Annotated in this window: 20 protein-coding genes; 1 reads left to right on the top strand and 19 read right to left on the bottom strand. The window is 67.7% G+C overall.

Annotated elements, in window-relative coordinates; genetic code table 11:
• Positions 1-3: 3 nt before the first annotated feature.
• The 19 genes from JZ792_RS02400 to JZ792_RS02490 form a co-directional block, all read right to left on the bottom strand.
• On the bottom strand, positions 4-789 hold the full coding sequence (locus JZ792_RS02400; RefSeq protein ID WP_216906356.1) for a 2-keto-4-pentenoate hydratase: 786 nt from the start codon (positions 787-789) through the stop codon (positions 4-6).
• Positions 790-811: 22 nt separating this feature from the next.
• Positions 812-2014: a cytochrome P450 gene (locus tag JZ792_RS02405; RefSeq protein ID WP_216906358.1), complete on the bottom strand. Its 1203-nt coding sequence runs from the start codon at positions 2012-2014 to the stop codon at positions 812-814.
• A gap of 23 nt (positions 2015-2037) precedes the next feature.
• Entirely contained in the window at positions 2038-3276 is a 1239-nt protein-coding gene (locus JZ792_RS02410; protein ID WP_216906360.1) for a cytochrome P450, read from the bottom strand.
• Between the two features lie 58 nt (positions 3277-3334).
• Positions 3335-3529: a ferredoxin gene (locus JZ792_RS02415; protein ID WP_216906362.1), complete on the bottom strand. Its 195-nt coding sequence runs from the start codon at positions 3527-3529 to the stop codon at positions 3335-3337.
• Between the two features lie 22 nt (positions 3530-3551).
• Complete coding sequence (locus JZ792_RS02420; RefSeq protein ID WP_216906364.1) at positions 3552-4754, bottom strand: NAD(P)/FAD-dependent oxidoreductase; 1203 nt, start codon at positions 4752-4754, stop codon at positions 3552-3554.
• Positions 4751-5500: a TetR/AcrR family transcriptional regulator gene (locus JZ792_RS02425; protein WP_216906367.1), complete on the bottom strand. Its 750-nt coding sequence runs from the start codon at positions 5498-5500 to the stop codon at positions 4751-4753. The genes JZ792_RS02420 and JZ792_RS02425 overlap by 4 nt, the downstream gene beginning before the upstream one ends.
• A 69-nt stretch (positions 5501-5569) precedes the next feature.
• Complete coding sequence (locus tag JZ792_RS02430) at positions 5570-6406, bottom strand: SDR family NAD(P)-dependent oxidoreductase (RefSeq protein ID WP_216906369.1); 837 nt, start codon at positions 6404-6406, stop codon at positions 5570-5572.
• Between the two features lie 5 nt (positions 6407-6411).
• Complete coding sequence (locus JZ792_RS02435) at positions 6412-7266, bottom strand: alpha/beta fold hydrolase (RefSeq protein WP_216906372.1); 855 nt, start codon at positions 7264-7266, stop codon at positions 6412-6414.
• Positions 7263-8762 carry a 3,4-dihydroxy-2-butanone-4-phosphate synthase gene (locus tag JZ792_RS02440; protein WP_216906374.1) on the bottom strand — a complete coding sequence of 500 codons (1500 nt, stop codon included), beginning with the start codon at positions 8760-8762 and terminating at the stop codon, positions 7263-7265. The genes JZ792_RS02435 and JZ792_RS02440 overlap by 4 nt, the downstream gene beginning before the upstream one ends.
• Positions 8759-9373, bottom strand: a complete 615-nt coding sequence (locus JZ792_RS02445) for an NADPH-dependent FMN reductase (RefSeq protein WP_216906377.1) — start codon at positions 9371-9373, stop codon at positions 8759-8761. Before JZ792_RS02445 ends, JZ792_RS02440 begins: the two co-directional genes overlap by 4 nt.
• Positions 9374-9394: 21 nt before the next feature.
• The gene (locus JZ792_RS02450) at positions 9395-10390 is read right to left on the bottom strand and encodes a cyclase family protein (RefSeq protein WP_216906379.1); all 996 of its coding nucleotides are present in this window, start codon (positions 10388-10390) and stop codon (positions 9395-9397) included.
• A gap of 52 nt (positions 10391-10442) precedes the next feature.
• Positions 10443-11255 carry a coniferyl-alcohol dehydrogenase gene (locus tag JZ792_RS02455; protein WP_216906381.1) on the bottom strand — a complete coding sequence of 271 codons (813 nt, stop codon included), beginning with the start codon at positions 11253-11255 and terminating at the stop codon, positions 10443-10445.
• Between the two features lie 22 nt (positions 11256-11277).
• Positions 11278-12582 (bottom strand): LLM class flavin-dependent oxidoreductase, encoded by a 1305-nt coding sequence (locus tag JZ792_RS02460; RefSeq protein WP_216906383.1) that lies wholly within the window; start codon positions 12580-12582, stop codon positions 11278-11280.
• Positions 12579-14384 (bottom strand): FAD-binding protein, encoded by a 1806-nt coding sequence (locus tag JZ792_RS02465; RefSeq protein WP_216906385.1) that lies wholly within the window; start codon positions 14382-14384, stop codon positions 12579-12581. The genes JZ792_RS02460 and JZ792_RS02465 overlap by 4 nt, the downstream gene beginning before the upstream one ends.
• On the bottom strand, positions 14384-15361 hold the full coding sequence (locus JZ792_RS02470; protein ID WP_216906387.1) for a 3-carboxyethylcatechol 2,3-dioxygenase: 978 nt from the start codon (positions 15359-15361) through the stop codon (positions 14384-14386). The genes JZ792_RS02465 and JZ792_RS02470 overlap by 1 nt, the downstream gene beginning before the upstream one ends.
• A complete protein-coding gene (locus tag JZ792_RS02475) occupies positions 15318-16973 on the bottom strand; it encodes a bifunctional 3-(3-hydroxy-phenyl)propionate/3-hydroxycinnamic acid hydroxylase (protein ID WP_216906390.1) in 1656 nt (551 codons plus the stop codon). The genes JZ792_RS02470 and JZ792_RS02475 overlap by 44 nt, the downstream gene beginning before the upstream one ends.
• The gene (locus JZ792_RS02480; protein ID WP_216906393.1) at positions 16970-17839 is read right to left on the bottom strand and encodes an alpha/beta fold hydrolase; all 870 of its coding nucleotides are present in this window, start codon (positions 17837-17839) and stop codon (positions 16970-16972) included. Before JZ792_RS02480 ends, JZ792_RS02475 begins: the two co-directional genes overlap by 4 nt.
• Positions 17840-17880: 41 nt before the next feature.
• On the bottom strand, positions 17881-19509 hold the full coding sequence (locus tag JZ792_RS02485; RefSeq protein ID WP_216906395.1) for an FAD-dependent oxidoreductase: 1629 nt from the start codon (positions 19507-19509) through the stop codon (positions 17881-17883).
• Between the two features lie 35 nt (positions 19510-19544).
• Positions 19545-21083, bottom strand: coding sequence for an AMP-binding protein (locus JZ792_RS02490; protein ID WP_216906397.1), 1539 nt, complete (start codon positions 21081-21083; stop codon positions 19545-19547).
• 219 nt (positions 21084-21302) lie between these two features.
• Between JZ792_RS02490 and JZ792_RS02495 the strand changes: the two genes are divergently transcribed.
• A complete protein-coding gene (locus tag JZ792_RS02495) occupies positions 21303-22163 on the top strand; it encodes a mycofactocin-coupled SDR family oxidoreductase (RefSeq protein ID WP_216906399.1) in 861 nt (286 codons plus the stop codon).
• The last annotated feature ends 30 nt before the right edge of the window (positions 22164-22193 follow it).

The raw sequence follows: 22193 nt of genomic DNA on the forward strand, positions 1-22193 counted from the left end.
GTTCTATTCGAATGTCAGACCGACGGTGCCGAGACCACCGAAGTGGGCGACGAATTCGTCGCCGGGACGTGCGTCGATCGCCCGCGTGCACGAGCCGGGCAATACGATGTCGCCCGCGCGCAGCCGCACGCCGAAATCGGCGACCTTGCGCGCGAGCCAGGCGACCGCGATCGCCGGATCGCCGAGCACCGCGTCCGAGCGGCCCTCGGCGACGGTTTCGCCGTTGCGGGTGAGCACCGCGTCCACCCCGGCGATATCGATATCGGCGGGGGCGACGCGCTGCTCGCCGAGCACGTAGCCCGCGGAGGAGGCGTTGTCGGCGATCGTGTCGCACAACCCGATCGACCAGTCGACGATCCGGGAATCGATCAACTCGATCGCGGGCGCGACCGCGGCGGTGGCCGCGAGCACGTCCTCTACGGTGCATTCCGCGCCGGGCAGATCCTCGGCGAGGATGAACGCCACCTCCACCTCGACCCGAGGGTAGAGGTAGCGCCGCGCGGGCACCGGCTCGTCCTCGCGGACGAGCATGTCCGCCAGCAGGTGCCCGTAGTCCGGTTCGTCGACGCCCATCATGGCCTGCATGGCCTTCGACGACAGACCGACCTTGTGCCCGACCACCCGCGCGCCCGCGGCAAGCCGCTGCCGGATATTGATCAGCTGGATCTCGTAGGCGTCGACGACATCCATCTCTGGATGACCGGATGTCAACGGCGCCATCGCGATCGCGCTGTGTTCGGCTCGCGCGAGGTCGGCCGCGAGCCGCTCGCGCGTCGCACCACTCAACATATTCGTCCGCCTCGGCCGTCGATCACGCGGTGAACGCGGGCATGGATTCCCAGCCGCGAACCGTCGAGGTGGGCGACAGTTTCGCGCCGGACATGTCGACATCCCATTCGGGGAAGCGCTTGAGGATCTCCTCGAGCGCGACCCGGCCCTCCAGTCGCGCCAGTGCCGAACCCAGGCAGAAATGGGTGCCGACGCTGAACGAGAGGTGCTGACGGGTTTTGCGGTGAATGTCGAAGACATCGCCGTCCGGCGCGTACATCCGATGATCGCGATTGGCCGCGCCGATGAGGAACATCATGACGTTGCCCTCGGGCACGGTCCGCCCGTGCAATTCGACATCGCGGTTCACGTAGCGGCAGACATGCGGCGCGGGCGCTTCGAAACGAAGCAGTTCCTCGATCGCCTGCGGAATGAGTTTCGGGTTCTCCACCAATTGCCTGCGCTGGTCGGGATGTTCGGCCAGCACCTTGCCCGCCCAGCCGATCAGCCTGGTGGTGGTCTCGTTCCCCGCGCCCGCCACCACGTTCACGTAGATGAGCAGTTCTTCCCGGGTCAGATGCCGGTATTTCCCGTTCTCGTCCTCGAATTCGACATTCAGCAGTTCGGTCATGATGTCGTCGGACGGGTGTTCTCTGCGCCATTCGATGTAGGCGGCGAAGATATCGCCGCTGACCATGCCGTCGGCGGCCGCCTTCATCGGCTGCCCCTCTTCGGTGCGCATCTGTTCGTTGGCGAAATCCCGGATCGCTTCCTGATCCTCCTCGGGAATTCCGAGCAGCAGGCCGATGGTGCGCATCGGCATCTGGGCGCCGAGGTCGGCGATGAAATCGAAGCGACCGGTGCCGACGACCGGGTCCAGGCTCTGCGCGCAGAACTCCCGGATCTTCGCCTCGAGTCCGATGATCTTGCGCGGGGTGAACATGCGCGAGAGCAGGCCGCGGTGGATGTCGTGGACCGGCGGATCCTCGAAGATCAGCGCGCCCGAGGGGATCTCGATATTCGCCTTGATCAGTTCGAGGATCGCGCCCCGACCGGAGATGAAGGTGTCCTTGTCGATCAGGCCCGCGTTGACGTCGTCGAAACGGCTCATCGCGTAGAAATCGTGCGCCTCGTTGTAGTAGAGGGGCATCTCGTCGCGGAGACGTTTGAACATCGGGTACGGATCATTGTTCAGCTCGACGTCGTACGGGTCGTAATGGACGTCGCTGGCCGCGGTGGTGGTCACGGATCTCGCCTTTCTGAAAACTTCTACCAACTGACGGGAAGCGTGTACACGCCGAAGGCGAGCCGATCGTGTTTGAACTCGACCTGATCGAACGGAATCGCCAACTCCAGGGTCGGCACCCGTTTCACCAGGGTCTCGAAGACGATCTGCAATTCGACGCGGGCCAACTGCTGGCCGACGCACTGATGGACACCGAATCCGAATCCGACGTGGTGACGCGCGGGCCGGGCGATATCGAGTTTCTCGGGATCGGGGAACGCGGCCGGATCCCAGTTCGCGGGCGCGAGGTCCACGATGATGCCCTCGCCCGCCCGGATGGTCTCCCCCGCGATCTCGATATCCTCGATCGCGACGCGACGCTGTCCGTTCTGGATGATGCTCAGATACCGCAGCAGTTCCTCGACCGCGTTGGCGACAAGCTTCGGATCGTCGGTGTCGCGCAGCAACGCGAACTGTTCCGGATTCCGCAACAGCGCCAGCACACCGAGCGAGATCATGTTCGCGCTGGTCTCGTGCCCGGCGATCAGCAGGCCGGTGCCGAGCTGGGCGGCCTCCTTCATGCTGAGCTCCTCGGCCCGCACCCGCTCGGCGAGATCGGAGACGACGTCCTCGGCGGGGTTCTCCAGCTTCACCTTGATCAGGTCGATCAGGTAGCGCGCGAGCCCGGCCCGGCCCGCGGCGGCCTGCTCCTTGGTCGCGTACCTGTCCACGCCGACGGTGGCGTGCTGTTGGAAGAATTCGTGATCCTCGTAGGGCACGCCGAGCATTTCGCTGATCATCAGCGTGGGAATCGGCAGGGCGATCGCCTCGACCAGGTCGGCGGGCTTGGGCCCGGCCAGCATCCGGTCGATGTGCTCCTCGGTCATCTGCTGGATCGAGGGCCGCAGCGCGTCGACCCGCTTGAACGTGAACGGCTTGGTCATCATCCGCCGGAATCGGGTGTGCTCCTCACCGTCGCTGGTGAACACCGACCTGGGACGGGTGTTCACGGTGGACAGCATGCCCTCGTTCCAGTGCGGGAATCCCGGCCTGCGGTCGTCGACGCTGACCCTCGGGTCCGCCATGAGCGCTTTGAACTCGGTGTATCCGGTGACGAGCCACGGTGTGCTCCCGTTCCAGATGCGCACCCGGTGCAGTGGTTTGACGGCCGCCATCTCGCTGATCCGGGGGGCGGGCGCGAACGGGCACGCGGACGACTTCTCGATCGGATAGTCGGGAATCTCGGTGGCGGTGGTGGCTGATGTCGTGGTCGTGTCGGACACGGTCACTCCTGTGAGGTAGAGCCGCGATGGCGGCAGCTGGAGATCCTGGAGATATCGGTCATTCCTGGATGTGGATGGCCATGGCGGGACAGACCGCGGCCGCCTGCCGCACGTCCTCGGCGAGTTCCTCGGGCGGGTTCTCGTCCAGCAGGACGACGATGCCGTCCTCGTCGCGCTGATCGAACACATCGATCGCGTGCATGACGCAATGCCCGGCCGCGACGCATTTGTCTTGTTCGACAGTCACTTTCATCGGGAATTTCCTTTCCGTTCGATCACGAGGCGGCCCGCCGGGCTGTGACGGGAGCCTCGAGCGCGTCGCCGGCGAGCGCGTCGGCCACGCCTTGCCGGTGTGCACGGCACTGCTTGGGCATATTCCAGCCGAGCACCCCGGTGACCACGCCGTCGCGCTCGTATCGCGCGACGAAACGTCCGTCGGCCGGGTCGCCCTCGACCACCGTGGCGCGCGCGTCCGCGGCGATGACACCGTGGACCTGGATCTTGGTCTGGAACTGGTCGGTCCAGAAGTACGGGACGGGCCGGTACTCCCGGGGCGTGCCGACGATATTCGCGGCCACCACCATCGCCTGTTCCGTCGCGTTGGTGCGGTTCTCCAGGCGTATCGGTCCGCCGTAACCCGCGTGCTGCCAGCGGGCGACATCCCCGACGGCGTAGATGTTTTCGGCGGCGCGGCACTCGGCGTCGCAGACGACCCCGTTGTCGAGCCGCAGTCCGCTGCCCTCCAGCCACTCGGTGGCGGGCACCGCGCCGATGGCGACGACGACCACATCGGCGGACAACGTCTGCCCGGACGCCAGTTCGACGCCGGTGACCGCGCCGTCGTCCTCGACGAGCCGGGTGACGCCCTGGCCCAAGCGAAGCCGCACCCCGCGTTCGGTGTGCAACCCCGCGAGCATTCCGGAGGCGAGTTCGCCCAGCTGCGCGGCCATCGGCGCGGGCCGCGGGCCGGTCATCGTGACATCAAGACCCATGTCCCGTGCGGTCGCGGCGATCTCGGCGCCGAGGACACCCTCGCCGACCACGATCAGCCGCGAACCGGCGAGCAGTCCCGCGCGCAGCGCGAGCGCGTCGTCCACGGTGCGCAGCACGTGCGGACCGCGGGTACCCGCCGTGACGGGCATGGTGCGCGGGCGCGCGCCGGTGGCGACGACGATGTGTTCGGCGGTGATCGTCCTTGTCGCGGTGCGCACCGTCCGGTTCGCGGCGTCGAGTTCGCGCGCCGGGTCGCCGAGGATCAGCTCGACATCAAGCGCCGACAGGATCTCGGGGGCGCGCAGCACCGTCCGCTCCGGTGTCCAGACGCCGGACAGGATCTGCTTGGACAGCGGCGGACGATCGTAGGGCGGATGCGATTCCGCGCCGAGCAGCGTGATCCGACCGCCGAATCCGTTGCGGCGCAAAGCTTCCACAGTTGTCAGGCCCGCAGCCGACGCGCCGACGACGAGTACACCGGTCATGGCGCGACTTCCCTGTTCGCACCGACCGTGTTCACGTCCGGTCCCGGTCGCGCCGCCACCGGCGCGAGGTAGATCGCGGTGATCGCGTCGACGAGTTCTTCCGCGGTGGTCTGCCAGGAGGCCGCGTGATCGGGATCGGCGGCGATCCGGCGCTCGTTCTCGGCGCAGTTGCCGACGAGCAGCTGGCGCGCCATGGCGTTGCGCCGGTCGCGCAGATCCGACGGCAACTCGGGCAGGCAGCCGCGCAGACCTTTCACGACCGCGACCGAGGACGCCAGACGTTCCTCGTTCAGCACGTCCCGGAACCCCGGGGTGACCGCCAATTGCGCGATGAATCGGGCGAACCAGGTCGGACCGCCCGATTCGGCCAGATGTTCGCTGATGGGACGGACCAGGCAGCTGACCCATTGCCTGACATCGCCGGATTCGACGGCACGGTCCACCAACGGCCTGCACTTCAGGTCGATCCGCTCCAGATGCGGGCGCACCACCGCGCGCACCAGCCCCGACTTCCCGCCGAAATGATAGGTGACCGTGGAGATATCGCCCACACGCGCGGCGATCCCGACCTGACGGTGGGTGACGCCGAATATTCCGCGATCGGCGTAGAGCCGTTCGGCCGCCGCGAGTATGGCCGCGCGAGCGGTGACCGTCGACGGCGCGGTGTCATCGATGCCGGCCGTGGCGGTGTGCGTGCACCCGCGATCACCTGGCACGCGCACGGGGGTCGGGTCGGGTCGGATCATCGTGGCGCCTCGCGTAGCGCGAAGGCCGCCTCGTGCGACCCGAGCCGCGCTGTCGGCATGTCGTGTCGCTCACGCACGGCCCGATACCGACTTCCCGTTCGAATCCGCCCGACGCCGCACCGGTTTGCCCGCGACCGTGCCGCCGTCGATCGGCAGAATCGTGCCGGTGATGTAGCGGGAGCGCTCACTGCCCAGATACAGGGCGGCCTCCGCGACGTCCTCCGGCGTCCCCTCCCGGTCCAACGGCCGGTCCGCGCGCATCGTCTCGCGCACCACCGCCGCGAAACGCTCGGCCTTCTCCGGCGACATCCCCGCCGCCGACGACGCGAGCAGCGTGGTCGGGATATTGCCCGGCGCGATGCAGTTGACCCGGATCTCGTGCTGGGCCAACTCGATCGCCGCCGACTTGGTGTACTGGATCACCGCGGCCTTGGACGCGCGATAGGTCATGACACCGCCACCGGCCTGGATGCCGCCGATGGAGGACATGTTCACGATCGAGCCGCCGCCGTTCTCGGCCATGTGCCGCGCGGCGAACTGGGTGCCCGCCATCACCCCGAGGACGTTGACCGACATCACCCGCGCGAAGTCGGCCAGATCGTCGTGCAGGATGCTCCTGTGCAGGGTGCCGGAGATCCCGGCGTTGTTGACCATGACGTCCAGGGCGCCGAACGTGTCGAGCGCGAACGTGATCAGGCCTGCCATCTGCTCGAGGTCGGCCACGTCCACGTACCGGAAGATCGCGCCGGTCCCGCACGCTTCGGCCAGTTCCGCACCGCGTTCACGATTGGTGTCCGCGATGACGACGCGTGCGCCCTCGGTGTGGAAGCGTTCGACGATCGCGCGACCGATTCCGACGCTGCCGCCGGTGACGATCGCGACCTTTCCCGACAGTTCGTCGGCCATGGCCCTCATTCCTTTCGTTTCGTCGGCGACACGGCGGTCGCCGTGGCGTCGAGGAATTTGTGCAGCACCGTGTTCACCGCGTCGGGCTGTTCGATCTGCGGGCAATGTCCCGCCCCATCGATGACGACGGACCGCGCCCCCGCGATCCGCCCGGCGATCTCCGCCGCCCAGCCCGGTGGCAGCAGTTTGTCGCCGCCGCCCTCCACGATCAGGGTCGGCACCGAGATGCGCTCGTAGGCACGCTCGCTCGACGGGGCCGACGGCGCGTCGAGGCCCGGCCTGCGAAACCGCGCCGCCGCCACCGCTTCCCAGGCGCCGGGCAGGGTGCTGGACAGGAAACGCCTGCCGACATACCCCTCGTCCGCCGGGTACTCGGCCCCGTGGAACAGCGCGGTCACGATGCGGCGCATCGCCTCCGAGGACGCGTCGTAGTCGTAGAGCGCCTGCATGTGCTCGTTGCGCTGGATCTCGCCGCCACCGCAGATCGCGACGAGACTGCGCACCGGCAGTCGCGGGAATTCCGAGGTGGCGTCGACGAGCAACATGATCGCGCCCATCGAATTGCCGACGAAATGCGCCGAATTCACCCCGACCGCCGCGCAGAATCGCGCGATATGCCTGATGCGCATTCCGCGGCCGTCGGTGAAATCGATGACCTTGGCCGAATGGCCGAACCCGAGCATATCGGGCGCGAGTACCCTATAGCGTTCGGCGAGCGCCTCGATGGTGTGTTCCCAGCCGAGTTCGGCACTCGCCCCGAATTCGCCGCCGTGCAGCAGGACGACACAATCGCCCGCGCCCGCTTCGAGATAACTCGTGGACAACCCGTCCACGACAACGGTTCTCCGTTCGACCGTCATGTCGCACTCCCCACTCTGTTCACCGCGTCCACCGTCGTTCGGGTGACCGTGTCGATCGCGGGCCCGTTCACCGCGGTCCCGTTCACCGCGACCCCGGTCACCGCAGTCCCGGTCACCGCAGTCCCGGTCGCGGTAGACCCGGTCACCACGGTTCCCGTCGCCGCGGTCCCATTCACCGCGATGCCGTTCACCGCCGTCCGACTCGCGGCCGCCCCGCCGAGCCCGGTGTGACGGACGGCGCGGTCCGCAGGTAGCCGACCGGCTCCGTCCGACAGCGGATCGGCGACGATGTCGACACGTTCGACCACCGCGATATCCGCGGGCAGGTCGACGGTGTCGGCAGTATCGACGAGCAAACGGACAGCGTGCACGCCGAGGTCCGTCAGGATATCACCGGCGGATCGGATATCACTGTGCAACAGCGCGTTTCGTGAGGCCAGGTCCGGTGACGCGCGCGGGCAGGTCGCGGGCGTGCGGGACACCACGTCATCTGGACCGCGCAGGTAGACCACCACGCCGTCACCCGTCTCGGCGATGAGCGCCAGCGACCGGCGCAGACTGTCGCGGCATTCGCAGCGACGCGATCCGAACACGTCGCCGAGCAGGCATTCGCTCTGTATCCGCGCCAGCGGAGCCTCGGCGCGGGCGAGATCGCCGTGGACGAGCGCGATATGTTCGCGCCCCGTGCCGTCGACGTAGCCGATCGCGCGGAACTGCCCGGCTTCCAGCGGTATCCGGGCTTCCCCCGCCCGCTGTACCCGGCACAGCTCGCGACGGCGGTACTCGATCAGTTCGGCGATGCCGATCACCGGGATGTCGTGCGCCCCGCCGAGTTCGAGCAGTTCCGGCAGTTGGGCCAATTCACCGTCGACACCGCATATCTCACACAGGACCGCGGCCGGTTCCAGTCCCGCCGACACCAGCAGTTCGACCGCGGCCTCCGCGTGCAAGCCGACCGCAGGCGGCTGTGCAGCCGCCGGCTCCGACCGCGAGGCCACCCCCTCCGGCTGCGCGGTCACTGCTATCGGCTGTGCGAGCGCCGCCACCCGCGACCGCACTGCCGACTCTCCCACCGCGGCGAGCAGACCACCCTCGCGGCACCCGACCGGGAAGACATACCCGGGGCGGGTGAAATCCCGTTCGGTGGCGGCGGGATCAACCAGCGCGCGAATGGTTTCGGCGCGACCGCGCGCGCTGATACCGCGCGCGGTTCCGGCCGCCACGTCCACCGACACGCGGAATGTGTCACGAGCAGGCCCGGTCGCGGTGGTGTCGGCGGGTGGGATGCCGAGGGCATCCAGCCGCGCCGCGCTCATGGCGACCCGGATCAGGCCGCGGCCCCGGGTCGCCATGAAATTGACGGCTTCGGCCGAGGCATGTCCCGCGCCGAGCACGAGATTGCCTGTCGCCGAATCGTCCTCGCCGTCGACGACGATGACCATCCGTCCGGATCGCACCGCCTCGACCGCGAGGTCCACCGCGGCCGGGCCGCTCACGGGTTCGCCCCCGAACTGCGGGCGAAGGTCAGCACCTGGGTAGCCAGCATCTCGAGTTGACTCTCGACCGTGGCATCGGTCAATTCGCCCGCGCTGTCCCAGATCTGCTCGGCCGAGTTGATCGCCACGCCGAGCGGTGTCGGCCACGCCCGCAGCGCGTGGCCGATCACCCGTAGCTGGCCGAGCGTGCCCACCGCGGCCTGCCACCCGTAGGCGCAGGTGATGCAGCCCCACGGCTTGTTGTCGAGGTACACGGTCGGGTCGGCGCGCATGTCCTCGACGTAGTCGAGCGCGTTCTTCACCAGCCCGGAGATGCCGCCGTGATAGCCGGGCGATCCGACGATCACGGCGTCGGCCGCGCGCAACGCCTCGACCAGGGCGGTGGCCCGCGGTGTCCGGCTCTCGTCGTGCGGACTGTACATCGGCAGGTTGATGTCCTCGCCGCTGAACAGCGCGGTCCGCCCGCCCTGCTGCTCGACCGCCGCCAAACAGCGCCGCAGCGCCCGCTCGGTGGACGAGTTCGCACGCAGGGTGCCGCCGATTCCGACGACGAACGGACGCCCGTCACCTGTCACAGTGACATCCACGGCGCTGGTTGTACTTGCGGTCATGACCGTTACCTCGTGCTCTCACTACTTGATGGCGATCGGGTTGATCGGCGAGCCGACCGCGCCGACGACTCGCAAAGGCGGTGCGACGAGCTGGAATTCGTACACGCCGTCGGCGGCGCAATCCGCGGCGAGCGCGGTGAGATCCCAGTACTCGCCCAGCATCAGACCCATGTCCCGCAGGCAGAGCATGTGCATGGGCAGGAAGGTGCCGTCGACGCCGGAGGTCGGATCCTCGACCATGAGGTTGTCCGCCGCGACCGCGGCCACCTCACGCTCGTGCAGCCACGACGCGCACAGCCAATCCAAGCCCGAATAGGATTCGCCCCGGTCGCCCGTCTCCAGATACCGCGCCTGCCACCCGGTGTGGATCAGCACGATATCGCCGCTGCCGACGGTGACGCCCTGGGCCGCCACCACCTCGTCCAATTCCTCGGGTGTGATGGGACTGCCCGGCGCGAGGTAGGTATCGGCCTTGCGGTGCCGGACCAGGTCGAGCAGCACACCCCGCGACGTGATGCCCTTGCTGTCCACTTTGTCGATACCGCAGTGGAAAGCGCCGAGACTGGTGACCGAGTCCGCCGGGAACCCGTTGTAGAGCTTGTCCTCGTAGTAGACGTGCGACAGCGCATCCCACTGGGTGGCGGCCTGCAACGGCATGATGATCATGTCGTCGTTGAAGCGGAACGGATTCTGCGCGCCGTCGAAGAAGCTGCTCAGCTCCTGCCCCACGGTATTGGACAGCCATTTCGGCCCGTATTCGACCAGGGTCCGCGCGTCGCCGCCGTCCACGGTCATCACGTGCACCGGATTCTGGCGGAACTGGAACGCGCCCTGCGGTCCGTTGGAGCCGAAATCGATGCCGAGCGGGAAGACTTTCCCGTGCCTGACCAGACCGGCCGCTTCGCTGACCTTGCCGGGGGTGATGAAATTGAGAGTTCCGAGTTCGTCGGCGGCGCCCCATCGGCCCCAGTTCCGCACACCATCGGCGACCCGCCGGAAATCGGTCAAACTGGCCACGATGCTGCTCCTTCCACGTTTGTCGCTCGCATTGTTCGAGTCGTTGGGTTGGTCACGGCGAGGTCGTCTCCGCCGTGATTCGTCCGGCCACATTGCCGCCGTCGACCCACAGCACCTGACCGGTCACATAACTGGCCACGGCACTGTTCAGAAAGGCGAGCACAGCCGCCTGCTCGGAAGGATCGGAGACCCGGCCCAACGGTTTGGGGATATCGTCGAGATATTCCGGTCCGTAGGCCGTTCGCAATTGATCCAGGATTGGCGTTTCCGTCACTCCCGGTCCGGTGCAATTGATTCTGATGCCGCGAGCGCCGAGCGTCGCGGCGTTCGCCATGGTGTAGAGGATGATCGCCTCTTTCGAGAGGCGATATCCGCCGTCCGCCACGGCATCCGGATTCCGCCCGCACCACTCGACACCCTCGGCCATGCCGCCGGTGTCGAGCAGTCCGCGCACGCTGTCCTGGTTCTCGCGATAGGACGCGGCCGCGAGCGAGGAGACGCTCGCGATCGACGATCCCGGTTTCATCCGCCCCACCAGCGCCTCGGTGAACTGCCGCAGACCGAGGAAGTTGATGGTCACCACGCGCAGTGGATTCCCGATCCCCGACGAGACGCCCGCGACGTTGAACAGCGAATCGACCCGCGGACCGATCGCGTTCGCGGCGCGATCGATCGCGGCGGGGTCGGCCATATCCACCTGGTGGAACTCGTCGAGTTCCACCGACGGCGGCACCACGTCGAGCCCGACCACCTCGGCGCCCAGTTCACGCAACTGGCCGACCAGGCATGCCCCGATTCCCGAGGCACACCCGGTCACGACGGCTCGTTTACCGTCGTAGCGCCACAATTCGTGGATGGGTGCCATGTTCAGGCACCCACACTCGCGGTCATGACGACGCTTCTCCCGCGGCGCGTTCGGCGGCCTGGGCCTGGCCCGCCGCCATCTCCTCCATCGCCTCGGGGATCTCGCTCGCGGTGAAGGAGCCACCGCGACCGGTCGGCAGACCACCGAACGCGTACTCCTCGTCCATCGCGGGAACGGCCCACGGCCGACGACGCGTCTCGGCCTTGGCCAGGATCGGCTCCATGCGCTTGGCCTTGGCCTTCACCGCCGCCGCGTCACGCTCGATGAACTCCGGCAGGACCTCCTTGCCCATCAACTCGATGGATTCCAGCGTGGCCTCGTGCGCCCGCGGATTCAGCAGCAGGATGATCTCGTCGACACCGGAAGCCTCGTAGCTGCGCAGGAATTCACGCACCGTCTCCGGCGAACCGATCGCGCCGCGGCCGGGGCCGTAGGCCAGGGTCGGGTCGTTGGCGACCTCCGAGGCGTAGGTCTCCCACACCTTCGTACGACCCGGGGTGTGCATTCCGGTCATGTAGTAGTGCATGATCCCGAACGAGAAGAACCCGCCACCGATTCCGAGCCGCTCGACGGCCTGCTCGTCGGTGGGAGCCACCATCATCGACAGATCGCCGCCGATGGCGAGGATATTCGGGTTCATCACCGGGATCGACGGGGCGGCGGCGTTCTCGAATTCGTCGTAGTAGCCACGAACCCGCTCGCCCAGCGCCTCGGGACCGGTGTAGGCGAAACTCAGTGCGCCCATACCCTTCTGCGCCGCCATCTGCACCGACGAGGGCCGCGTACACGCGACCCACACCGGCGGGTGCGGCCGCTGCAACGGCTTGGGCACCACGTTGCGCGCGGGCATCTGGATGTGCTCACCCTTGAAACCGGTGAACGGCTCCTCCACCATGCAGCGGATGGCGACCTGAACGGCCTCTTCCCACTGATCGCGCTTATCGGCCGGGTCGATGTTGAAGCCGCCGAGCTCGCCGACCGAGGAGGACTCACCGGTGCCGAACTCCACCCGGCCGTTCGAGATGAGGTCGAGGGTGGCGACACGTTCGGCGATGCGCGCCGGGTGGTTGATGGCGGGCGGCATATGCATGATGCCGAACCCCAGACGAATGTCCTTGGTGCGCTGACTGGCCGCGGCCAGGAACATCTCGGGCGCGGTGGAGTGGCAGTACTCCTCCAGGAAGTGGTGCTCGGTCAGCCAGACCGTCGAGAAGCCGGCCTTGTCGGCGGCCTCCACCTCCTTCAAACCCTCCTGGAACATCTTCTGCTCGTCATCAGCAGCCCACGGCCGCGGCAGGGCGAACTCGTAGAACAGGGATACCTTCATCTATTTCCTCCGATGGAATCGAACGGCGAGTCGGTGTCGGCGGCCGCGGCGTCGGGCTCGGGCCGGATGTTGTCGTCTGTGTCGGGCGCGGTGTCGGTCTGCGCGGCAATGTGTTTCACCGCGATGTAGCCGAAGGTCATGGCCGGACCGATGGTCGCGCCCGCGCCGGCGTAGCTGCGGCCCATCACCGGGGCCGACGCGTTGCCGACCGCGTAGAGCCCGGCGATCACGCCGCCGTCCTCGCGCAGCACCCTGGCGTGTTCATCGGTGCTGAGCCCGCCCGAGGTGCCGAGATCGCCCAGGACCATGCGGAACGCGTAGTACGGGGGTTTGCCCAGCGGCGCGAGATTGGGGTTCGGCAGCGTCGGGTCGCCGTAGTAGTTGTCGTAGACGCTCGCGCCACGGTGGAAGTCCTGGTCCTCGCCCTGCCGGGCCAATACGTCGAACCGCTCGGCGGTGGCGCGCAGCGCGTCGGCGGGCACGTCGATCTGCGCGGCGAGTTCGGCCCACGAGTTCGCCTCGCGCACGACCCCGGAGTCGAGCCAGGCCTGCGGGATCTTGCGGCCCGTCGGTACCGGTGCGAACGGAATCTTCGGCAGCGGAAGATGTCCCGCCACCACGTAGCGGTGGAACGAGCGCGCGTCGGTGATCAGCCAGCACGGGATGTGCGCGACGCCGGAGCGCTGGCCCTCGATCATCGCGTGACCGAAGTCCATGTACGGCGCGGCCTCGTTGATGAACCGCTCGCCCGCGCCGTTGACGATGAACTGCGAGGGCATCATGCGTTCGTTGAGCATGAATTGCATACGGCCGTCGGGCCATTGGATCGCCGGGAACCACCAGGACTCGTCCATGAGTTCGGTGGCCGCGCCGACCTGCTGTCCCGCGCGGATGCCGTCGCCGACCGCGAGCGGATTGCCGAAACTCCAGTCGTCCTCGATCTCGGGCAGGTGCTCCTTGCGCCAGGCCATGTCGTGGTCGAACCCGCCCGCCGCGATGATCACCCCGCCCCTGGCCTCGACGCGCAACCGCTTACCGCCGCGTTCGATCACCGCGCCGATCACCGAACCGTCGGCCGCGGTGATGAGCGAGGTCATCGGAGAGCTGAGCCAGAGCGGAATATTCCTGTCCCGCATCGCGAGTCGCAGCCGGGCCACCAGCGACTGCCCGATGGCGGCGATCCGGTCGCCGAAGACGCGCGCCCGGAACATCCGCCACAGCAGCTTGAGCAGGACGGCCTTGCCGCGCCAGTTCTGGCGCACCTGATAGAACAGCCGCAGATCCTTCGGCCCGAGCCAGATGCCCTTGGGCGCCAACGCCAGTGGCGCGAGCAGGTTCTGCTCCTCGTCGCCGAGCACCCGCAGATCGATCGGCGGCACGTTGATCGTGCTGCCCTGTTCGGAGCCGCCCGGTAATTCCGGGTAGTAGTCCGCGTAGCCGGGCTTCCACACGAATTCCAGCCACGGACCGCACTTCTCCAGGAATTCCATCATCGCGGGCGCCTGTTCCACATACGCGCGTAACCTCGCGTCGGTGACCAGCCCCTCGGTGATGGTCCGCAGGTAGGCGACGACCTCTTCCGGATCGGGTGAGTATCCGTCACGACGCTGCGCGGGAGCGTTGGGCACCCAGATGCCGCCGCCGGACAGCGCGGTGGAACCGCCGTAGCGATCGGCCTTCTCGACCACGAGCACGTCGAGTCCGGCGTCGGCGGCCGTGAGCGCCGCGGCCATGCCGCCGCCGCCCGAGCCGATCACCAGGACGTCGACGGATTCGTCGAAGGTCTCGGATGTCTCGGACATCACTGTCTTCTCCTGTCGTTCGCCCGCGCGGTCCGGTCGGTGTCCGGAATCGCGGTGCGCACGGCGAATCCGGCGATCAGTGCCGGGGCCGCGCGGTAGTAGCGCACACCGGTCAGGTAGCTGCCCTGGGTCGCCAGGGCGGCGTAGGCGGCCACCCAGGTGCGGATCTCGTGGGCGGAATTACCGCCCTCGCGGGTGATCGTGGCGTTGTCCCAGTCGTCGAACGCGTCGAGCCTGCCCTCGTCGACGAGGTCGAGGAACAACCGATCCCAGTCCGGGTTGAGGGGTTTGAGGGGGCTTTCACCGACCGCGAAGTCGCGAGCGGCCGCGATCACCGCCGTTTGCCTGGCCGCGCGCTGTTCCGGTGTCTGCGGCGTCCCGTGCACGATGCGGTCGAGCACCGGGCCGGTGGCCGTGGCTCGCGCGGGAACGGGCGGATCGTGCGACAGTCCGCCCGAGCCGATGAGCAATACCCGCTTGTCCAGGGACGCGAGGTATTCGCCGACCGCCCTGCCGAGAGCCGCGGCGCGACGCAGCGGTCCCAGCGGTGTCGCCACCGCGTTGACGAAGATCGGGATCACCGGAAGCGCGCGAGCGTCGCCGAGCAGTCGCTGCAACGGCTGGGTGGTCGCGTGGTCGACGTCCATCGTCGCCGAGACCGAGATGTCCACGCCCGCGTCGAGTATCGCCTGCGCGCAGTCGCCCGCCAGTTGCTCGGGCACGTCGAGCGTACCCGCGTAAGTGCCGTAGTCGCCGATGCCCTGGGCCGAGGTGCCGAGGCAGAACGGCGGCATCAGGCGGTAGAAGAAGCCGTTGTAGTGATCGGGTGAGAACGTCACCACCAGTTCCGGATCCCAGGCCCGCACGAATTCGCGCGCCTGCGCGAGCGCGCCGCCGACCTCGTCGACGAGTTCCGCGTCGGGTCCCGGCAGATCAAGCAGAGGGCTGTGCGAGACGCAGCACAGAGCCAGCGGCATGGTCACCTCCGTCGGTCAGATTGAGCGCGGCGAACAACTCCGCGCTCAATTCGGGGGCGAGTTGGGCGATACACGCACCGGCCACACAGCGGTCGGGACGCAGGAACAGCACCGAATCCAGCTGCCCGTCGAACCAACTCTTGAGCGCACCGGTCCGGTCGCCGACGACCACCACATCGGGATCGTCGTGGCCGGTCCAGTGCAGCTGTGTCGCGGGCCTGGCGGCGACGAAGACCGCGCCCAGCGATTTCCATCGTGCGAAGGCCGCCTCGCCGAGTACCTCGCGGGGCCGGTTGTTCCAGCACAGCACCGCGAACCACGGGCCGAGCACCTCGTCGAGCGGGACATCGGAACGGTCCCTGGTGTCCACGCGCGGCTGGATGAACAGTGTGCCGACCGCCGAGCGAGGTGAGCGAGTGTGCTTGTGCACCACCGCGCCTCGGTCGTAGCGCGGCATCGGCTTGAACCGCATGCCGAGCACATAGCGTTTCACCGGCGGTATGGCCGCCGCGATCCGCACCGCGACGTCGCGGAAAGCCGTGACCCCGGGGTTGGTCGGCGAGATGACCTTGCCCACCATCGTGGACAGGTCGATCATGGCGCGGGCGTGTTTGCGCCGCTCCTGGTCGTAGCTGTCCAGCAGGGCGTCGCCCGCGTGCCCGTTGACCACGGTGGCGAGTTTCCAGCCCAGATTCGCCGCGTCCCTGATCCCACTGTTGTATCCCTGGCCCTGCCAGACCGGCATCAGGTGCGCCGCGTCGCCCGCGAGCAGCAGCCTGCCGCGCCGGAACGCGCTCGCGATACGCGAATGATGGGTGTACACCCGTCGCCTGATGACATCGACCTGATCCGGGTACGGCACGAACGGCGCGATCATCTTCGCGACGAACGCGGGATCCTCGGCCAGTTCGTCGGATTCGTCGTCGTGGATCATGAATTCGAAACGCCGGATGCCGTGCGCGATCGAGACCGAGACATTCGGCCGTGCCGGATCGGCCCCGACCTCGATATTGGGATGTCCCAACGGATCCGAGGCGATATCGACGACGAGCCAGCGGGTCGAGGACGTCGTCCCCTCGAAGCTGACGTCCATCTGATGCCTGGTCGCGCTCCGGCCGCCGTCGCAGCCGACCACGTACCGCGCGGCGATCGTCGCGGACCCCCGCGGCCCGTCGACCACCACGCGCACCGTCTCGCCCGCGTCCGCGCACGACCGCATGGCGTGGTGCCACAGGATCTCGACACTCGGATAGCGGTCCAGACCGGCGAGCAGTTCGGCGTCGACGAGCGGCTGGACGAAACCGTTGCGTTTCGGCCATCCGAACGAGGTGTCGGTGGGCGCGATCTCGGCGAGCAGTTTGCGTCGGGCGTCGACGAATCGCAGGATCTGGTTCGGCGTGGTGTGCGGGAGGATTCGATCGGTCAGCCCGATCGACTGGAAGGTGCGCAGCGATTCGTCGTCGAGCCCGACACCGCGCGGATAGTCGATCAGGGTGGCCCGTTCCTCGACGACCAGGACGCGAACGCCGTGGCGGCCCAGGATATTGGCCAGGGTCAATCCCACCGGTCCCGCGCCGACCAGGACCACATCCGCTGTGCGTTCCTCGGTCACGGCCGACCGCCGAGCAGATGGTCGAGGTGGATGGCGTCGAAGGTCTTCGCGTCCTCGTACTGGGGCCAGTGCCCGCAGTCGGGCATGACCTCGAAACGCGCGCCGGGAATCATCGACGCGATACGCCGTCCCTCGCTGACGTCCGCGGTCGGGTCGTCACTGGTCCACAGCACCAGGGTCGGCGCCTTGATGCCGCCGTACTCCTTCTCCCCCAGCAGATTTCGCTGACGGATCTCCGGGTCCTGCAACGCCATGATGTCGCGCATGGCGGCGACGAAACCGGGCTGACGGTAGATCCGCTGCCTGCTGGCGACGATATCGTCGTAATCCTTGGTCTTGTCGGCCATCAGCCATTTGATCCTGGCCTGCACCGTCTCCCAGGTCGGATCGCTCACCGCCGCCATGGACAGCGTCACGATGCGCGCCATGACGACCGGATCGGCCTGGGAACCGCCCGCGGTGTTGAGCACGAGACGGTCGATACGCTCCGGGTGGTCGAACGCCGCCCGCGCCGCGACCCAGCCGCCCAGCGACTCGCCGCTCAGGCTCACCTTCTCGACCCCGATCGCGTCGAAGAACGCGATGAGATGGTCGACGTAGTGGGCGATTTCGAGCGGATGACCGGGTTTGTCGGTGTACCCGTGCCCCAGCATGTCGATGGACCACGTCGAGAAGTGCTCGGCGTGCGCCTCCAGATTGCGGATGTAGGCCTCGGCGTGACCGCCGGACCCGTGCAGCAACACCAAGGTCGGCAGCGACGGGTCACCGGCGTGCAGGTACCGCGTGCGCACTCCGCCCACGTCCAGGTATCCCTGGGTGAGGGACACACCCTGTAGGTCGCTCCAGATGCTTTCGTACTCGGCCACTCGCTACCTCCATCTCCCCGGCGCAGTCGCCCGTCTGTGTGTCAGCACTCGACCGACTTACCGGTCGCCGCCGTGTGTCCGGCGCGAAAACCCCACGTCATCCCGGGGCCGATGGTGCCGCCCGCGCCGCCGTAGGCGCGGCCGGTGACACCGGCCATCGCGTTGCCCGCCGCGAACAGACCGGGCAGCACGTGCCCGTCGACGTGCAGCACCCGGCCGTCGCGATCGGTACGCGGTCCGCCCTTGGTGCCCATCGCGCCGACGGTCACCGGCACCGCGTAATACGGCCCGGTGTCCAGCGGCCCGAGGGTGCGCCCCGCGACGGTGGCGGCCGAGTCGTCGCCCCACCACCCGTCGTAGGCGCTCGATCCGCGGCCCCAGTCCGGGTCCACCTCGTCGGCGACGGCGCTGTTCCAGCGCGCGACGGTCGCGGCGAGGCCGTCCGGGTCGATACCGGTCTTCGCGGCCAGTTCGGCGAGATCGGCCGATTCGCAGAACCAGTCCGGCACCGGGTCACCCGGCGCGATGCCGAGAAATCCGTAGCGCCGCAGGTGAATCGCGTCGAAGACGATCCAGGCCGGATCGTTGACGTACCCGCCACGCGGGTCGAGGTAGTGGAAAGCGCCCGCCATCGAGTTGTATTCCGACGCTTCGTTGACGAACCGTGTGCCCGCGCGATTGACCATGATGCTGCGGGGTCGGGTGCGTTCGAGGCGGACGCTGCGGCTGCGTGGCTGCCCGTCGATGGTGTCGCCGGGGATCCGCACGATGGGGACCCACCAGGCTTCGCTCATGGTGCCGAGGTCGGCGCCGTGCGCCATGGCCATGCGCAGTCCGTCGCCGGTGTTGTTCGGCGGTGACACCGCGCCGTGCATCGGCCCGCGCAGATAGGCCTTGACCAGGTTCTGATCCCATTCGAAACCGCCGGTGGCCAGGATGACACCGCCGCGCGCCCGGACGGCGAGTTCGCCGGTCGCCGTGGTGAACCGGACGCCGACGATGGCGCCGTCCTCGGCGATCAGTTCGACCGCGCGCGCGTCGGTGCGCGGTCGCACGCCCGCCGCGAGCACACCCGCGAGCAGTCCGGCGACCAAGGCGGTGCCCGCCACGCACGGATCACCGGCCTCGTTGTCGACGGTGACGTGCAGTCTGGCCCTGGTCTCCGCGTCGAAACCGACATTGCTCCAGTCGGCGGGGAACGCGGTGATGCGGTCGCTCCACTCGCCGAGCCTGGTCAGATCGAAGGCCACCGGACTCAGCGAGCGTCCGCCGGTCGGCCTACCACCGGGCAGTTCGGGTTTGTAATCCGGGAAACCATCGGCGATTTCGAAGCGGACGCCGCTGTGCTCCTCCACGAAGTCGACCATCGCCGCGCCGGTGCGCACGAAGGTGTCGACCAGTTCGTCGTCCATCGAGCCGAATGCTTGCGCGCGTAAGTAGCTCAAAGCGGCCTCGGCGGTCAGCTCTCCGTCCGGTGACCGGCGATGCGCGGGAATCCAGGCGATTCCACCGGAGACGGCGCTGGTGCCCCCGATGGTGGCGGACTTCTCGAACAGGGCCACCTCCGCGCCGTTCACGGCGGCGCTGAGAGCGGCTGTCAGACCGGCGGCTCCACTGCCGAGCACGACAACGTCGACAGTATCGTCCCAGGTAGAGGGTGGGTTTCTCATGAAAACCTCCATCTTCTAATAAGAGAATCGTATTCTCACAGCGACGCGTCCGCAATAGCTGCCCGAAGCAGATGTTTCTGGACTTTCCCGCTGGCGGTGCGGGGATACTCCGCGACCTCGAAAAGCCGCTCCGGCCACTTCTGGCGCGCGATTCCCGCCGCCTCGAAATGTTGCCGCACCCCGTCCAGGGACGGCATGGGATGCCCGGACCGCAACCGCAGCACGGCGCCGACCTGTTCACCGAATCGGTTGTCCGGCACGGCGACCACCACCGCCTCGGCGACCTCGGGCATGCCGAGGAGCAACTCCTCCACCTCGAGCGCGCTGATGTTCTCGCCACCGCGAATGATGATGTCGGATTTGCGATCCGTGATCGTGAGGTGACCGTCCGGGTGCAGGACGCCGATATCGCCGGTGTGGTACCAGCCATCGGCGTCGAACACCTTCGCCGTCAACGATTCATCGAGATACCCTACGCACAGGTCCGGCCCCCGGCTCAGGATTTCGCCATCTTCGGCCAACCTGATCTCGACACCGGGCATCGGCCTGCCGTCGGTCGCCAACCGTTCGAATTCCGGCGCGTCGAACAGCGACCCGGAGATCGACGGATGTTCGGTGCTGCCGTAGGCGCGGAAAGCGGTGATGCCCAGATCGGCCAGCCTGCGGGTGACCGCGAGCGGCACGGCCGACCCGCCGAGCCCGAAGTACTGCACCCCGCGCAGGTGTTCCGGGGTGAAATCGGGATGCTCGAGCAGACTCGTGACGAAATACGGTGGACCGCCGCCGATCGCCAGGCCGTCGTCCTTCATCAACGCCAGCGCCCGCTTCGGATCCCAGGCGTCGGCGAGGTGGATCGGCTTGCCGTGCAGCACCGGGATGACGAACGCGCCGACCATTCCGATGAAATGACCGACCGGTGCGGCGGTCAGCTGGATGCTGCGGTCACGGACGTTGCGCTCGGACAGCTGCCTGGCCTCGCACCCGAGCGTCTGATGACTGTGCACCACCGCCTTGGGCGCGCTCGTGGTGCCCGAGGTGAAGGCGATCAGCGCGGGCGCGGCCGGATCGATGCTCAGCGTGCCGGCCATCGGCTCGTCGGCGAGCAGCTGTTCGAAATCGCGCCCGACCACGCCGACCACCGGAATGTCGGCGCAGACATCGGGTTCGTAGGTCATCCGGCCGAACCGCTCGGCGGTGATGAAGACGCTCGGCCGGGCGGTCTCGAAGATGTGCGCGAGTTCCTTGCGCCCGTAGAAGTGCACGATCGGCACGATCGCGGCGCCGAGGAAGGCCGACGCCCAGAAGGTGGCCGCCGCTTCCATCCAGTTGGGTAGCTGGAAGGCGATGACATCGCCCGGCCCGATGCCCCGCGCGCGCAGGCCCGCGGCCAGCCTGCGCGCGACCAGCTCGACCTCGCCGACCGTGCCCGACCACGGCCTGACATCGGAGTGCACGCGGAAATCTCTGTCCCGAGCCGGCGCGAGACTGCGACTCAGCAGGTCACCGAGCGTATCGGAGGTCCACCAGCCCTCCTGCTCGTATCGGGTCCGCAGTTCAGAGGGAATCGTTCGCATGTGAAAACACCATTCTCAGTACGCGAGAGGAACTAATATGCGATGCACCGACACCGCCTCGAACGAGTGTGAACGGGAGCGCGCGTATCCGCAGCGAGAATGGCATCAATTCGCCAGGTAGATGCCAGAGTCTTGCAGGCAATCTATGGGTAGAGTACCGTTCTCATATAGCGGAAGTAAAATTCTTGCGCATCGGTTGGGGGATAGAAAGGGATCACTGTGGGACGTGTTGCGGGCAAAGTCGCATTCATCACGGGCGCCGCGCGTGGCCAGGGTCGTAGCCACGCTGTGCGACTGGCCGAAGAAGGCGCTGACATCATCGCGATCGACTTGTGCGAGAGCCTGACCACCGTCGGATACGCGTTGGCGACGCCCGAGGATCTGGAGGAGACCGCGGCCCTGGTGACCAAGACCGGGCAGCGCTGCTTCACCGCCAAGGCCGATGTGCGTGACGCCGCGCAGCTCAAGGCCGCGCTCGAGGCCGGTATCGCGGAACTGGGCAGGCTCGACATCGTCATCGCCCAGGCGGGCATCGCCGGTATGAAGGGCGAGCCGCAGATCGACGCGTGGACCGACGTCATCAACACCAACCTGGTCGGCACCATCAACGCCATCCAGGTCTCGCTCCCCCATCTGAGCGAAGGCGCCGCCATCGTCGCGACCGGTTCGACCGCCGCGCTGATGGACACCTCCAAGGTGGACGTGCCGGGCAAGGATCTCGGCGGCGCGGCCTACGTGCACTCCAAGCGCGCGCTGGCGTCCTACGTCCACGACCTCGCCACCCATATCGCACCGCGCGGAATCCGCGTCAACACCGTGCATCCGACCAACTGCAACACCCCGATGCTGCAGAGCGAGCCGATGTACCGCTCGTTCCGCCCGGATCTGGAGCACCCGACCCGCGCGGATGCCGAGCCGGTCTTCGGTGTGCAGCAGGCGATGCCGATTCCGTACATCGAGCCCGAGGACATCAGCAACGCCATCCTGTTCCTGGTCTCCGACGAAGGCCGTTACGTCACCGGCGTGCAGTTGCGCGTCGACGGCGGCGGCTACCTGAAGTGGTACGACTTCAAGATCTGAACGACCTGATTGCGCCGCACCGTCTGACGG

It is taken from the genome of Nocardia noduli (genome assembly GCF_019038455.1).
GTDB lineage: Bacteria > Actinomycetota > Actinomycetes > Mycobacteriales > Mycobacteriaceae > Nocardia > Nocardia noduli.

Coding starts and splice junctions, on each gene's coding strand:
- JZ792_RS02400 (WP_216906356.1), bottom strand. CDS start 789: ATGTTGAGTGGTGCGACGCGCGAGCGGCTCGCGGCCGACCTCGCGCGA.
- JZ792_RS02415 (WP_216906362.1), bottom strand. CDS start 3,529: ATGAAAGTGACTGTCGAACAAGACAAATGCGTCGCGGCCGGGCATTGC.
- JZ792_RS02420 (WP_216906364.1), bottom strand. CDS start 4,754: ATGACCGGTGTACTCGTCGTCGGCGCGTCGGCTGCGGGCCTGACAACT.
- JZ792_RS02425 (WP_216906367.1), bottom strand. CDS start 5,500: ATGATCCGACCCGACCCGACCCCCGTGCGCGTGCCAGGTGATCGCGGG.
- JZ792_RS02430 (WP_216906369.1), bottom strand. CDS start 6,406: ATGGCCGACGAACTGTCGGGAAAGGTCGCGATCGTCACCGGCGGCAGC.
- JZ792_RS02435 (WP_216906372.1), bottom strand. CDS start 7,266: ATGACGGTCGAACGGAGAACCGTTGTCGTGGACGGGTTGTCCACGAGT.
- JZ792_RS02445 (WP_216906377.1), bottom strand. CDS start 9,373: ATGACCGCAAGTACAACCAGCGCCGTGGATGTCACTGTGACAGGTGAC.
- JZ792_RS02455 (WP_216906381.1), bottom strand. CDS start 11,255: ATGGCACCCATCCACGAATTGTGGCGCTACGACGGTAAACGAGCCGTC.
- JZ792_RS02460 (WP_216906383.1), bottom strand. CDS start 12,582: ATGAAGGTATCCCTGTTCTACGAGTTCGCCCTGCCGCGGCCGTGGGCT.
- JZ792_RS02465 (WP_216906385.1), bottom strand. CDS start 14,384: ATGTCCGAGACATCCGAGACCTTCGACGAATCCGTCGACGTCCTGGTG.
- JZ792_RS02470 (WP_216906387.1), bottom strand. CDS start 15,361: ATGCCGCTGGCTCTGTGCTGCGTCTCGCACAGCCCTCTGCTTGATCTG.
- JZ792_RS02485 (WP_216906395.1), bottom strand. CDS start 19,509: ATGAGAAACCCACCCTCTACCTGGGACGATACTGTCGACGTTGTCGTG.
- JZ792_RS02490 (WP_216906397.1), bottom strand. CDS start 21,083: ATGCGAACGATTCCCTCTGAACTGCGGACCCGATACGAGCAGGAGGGC.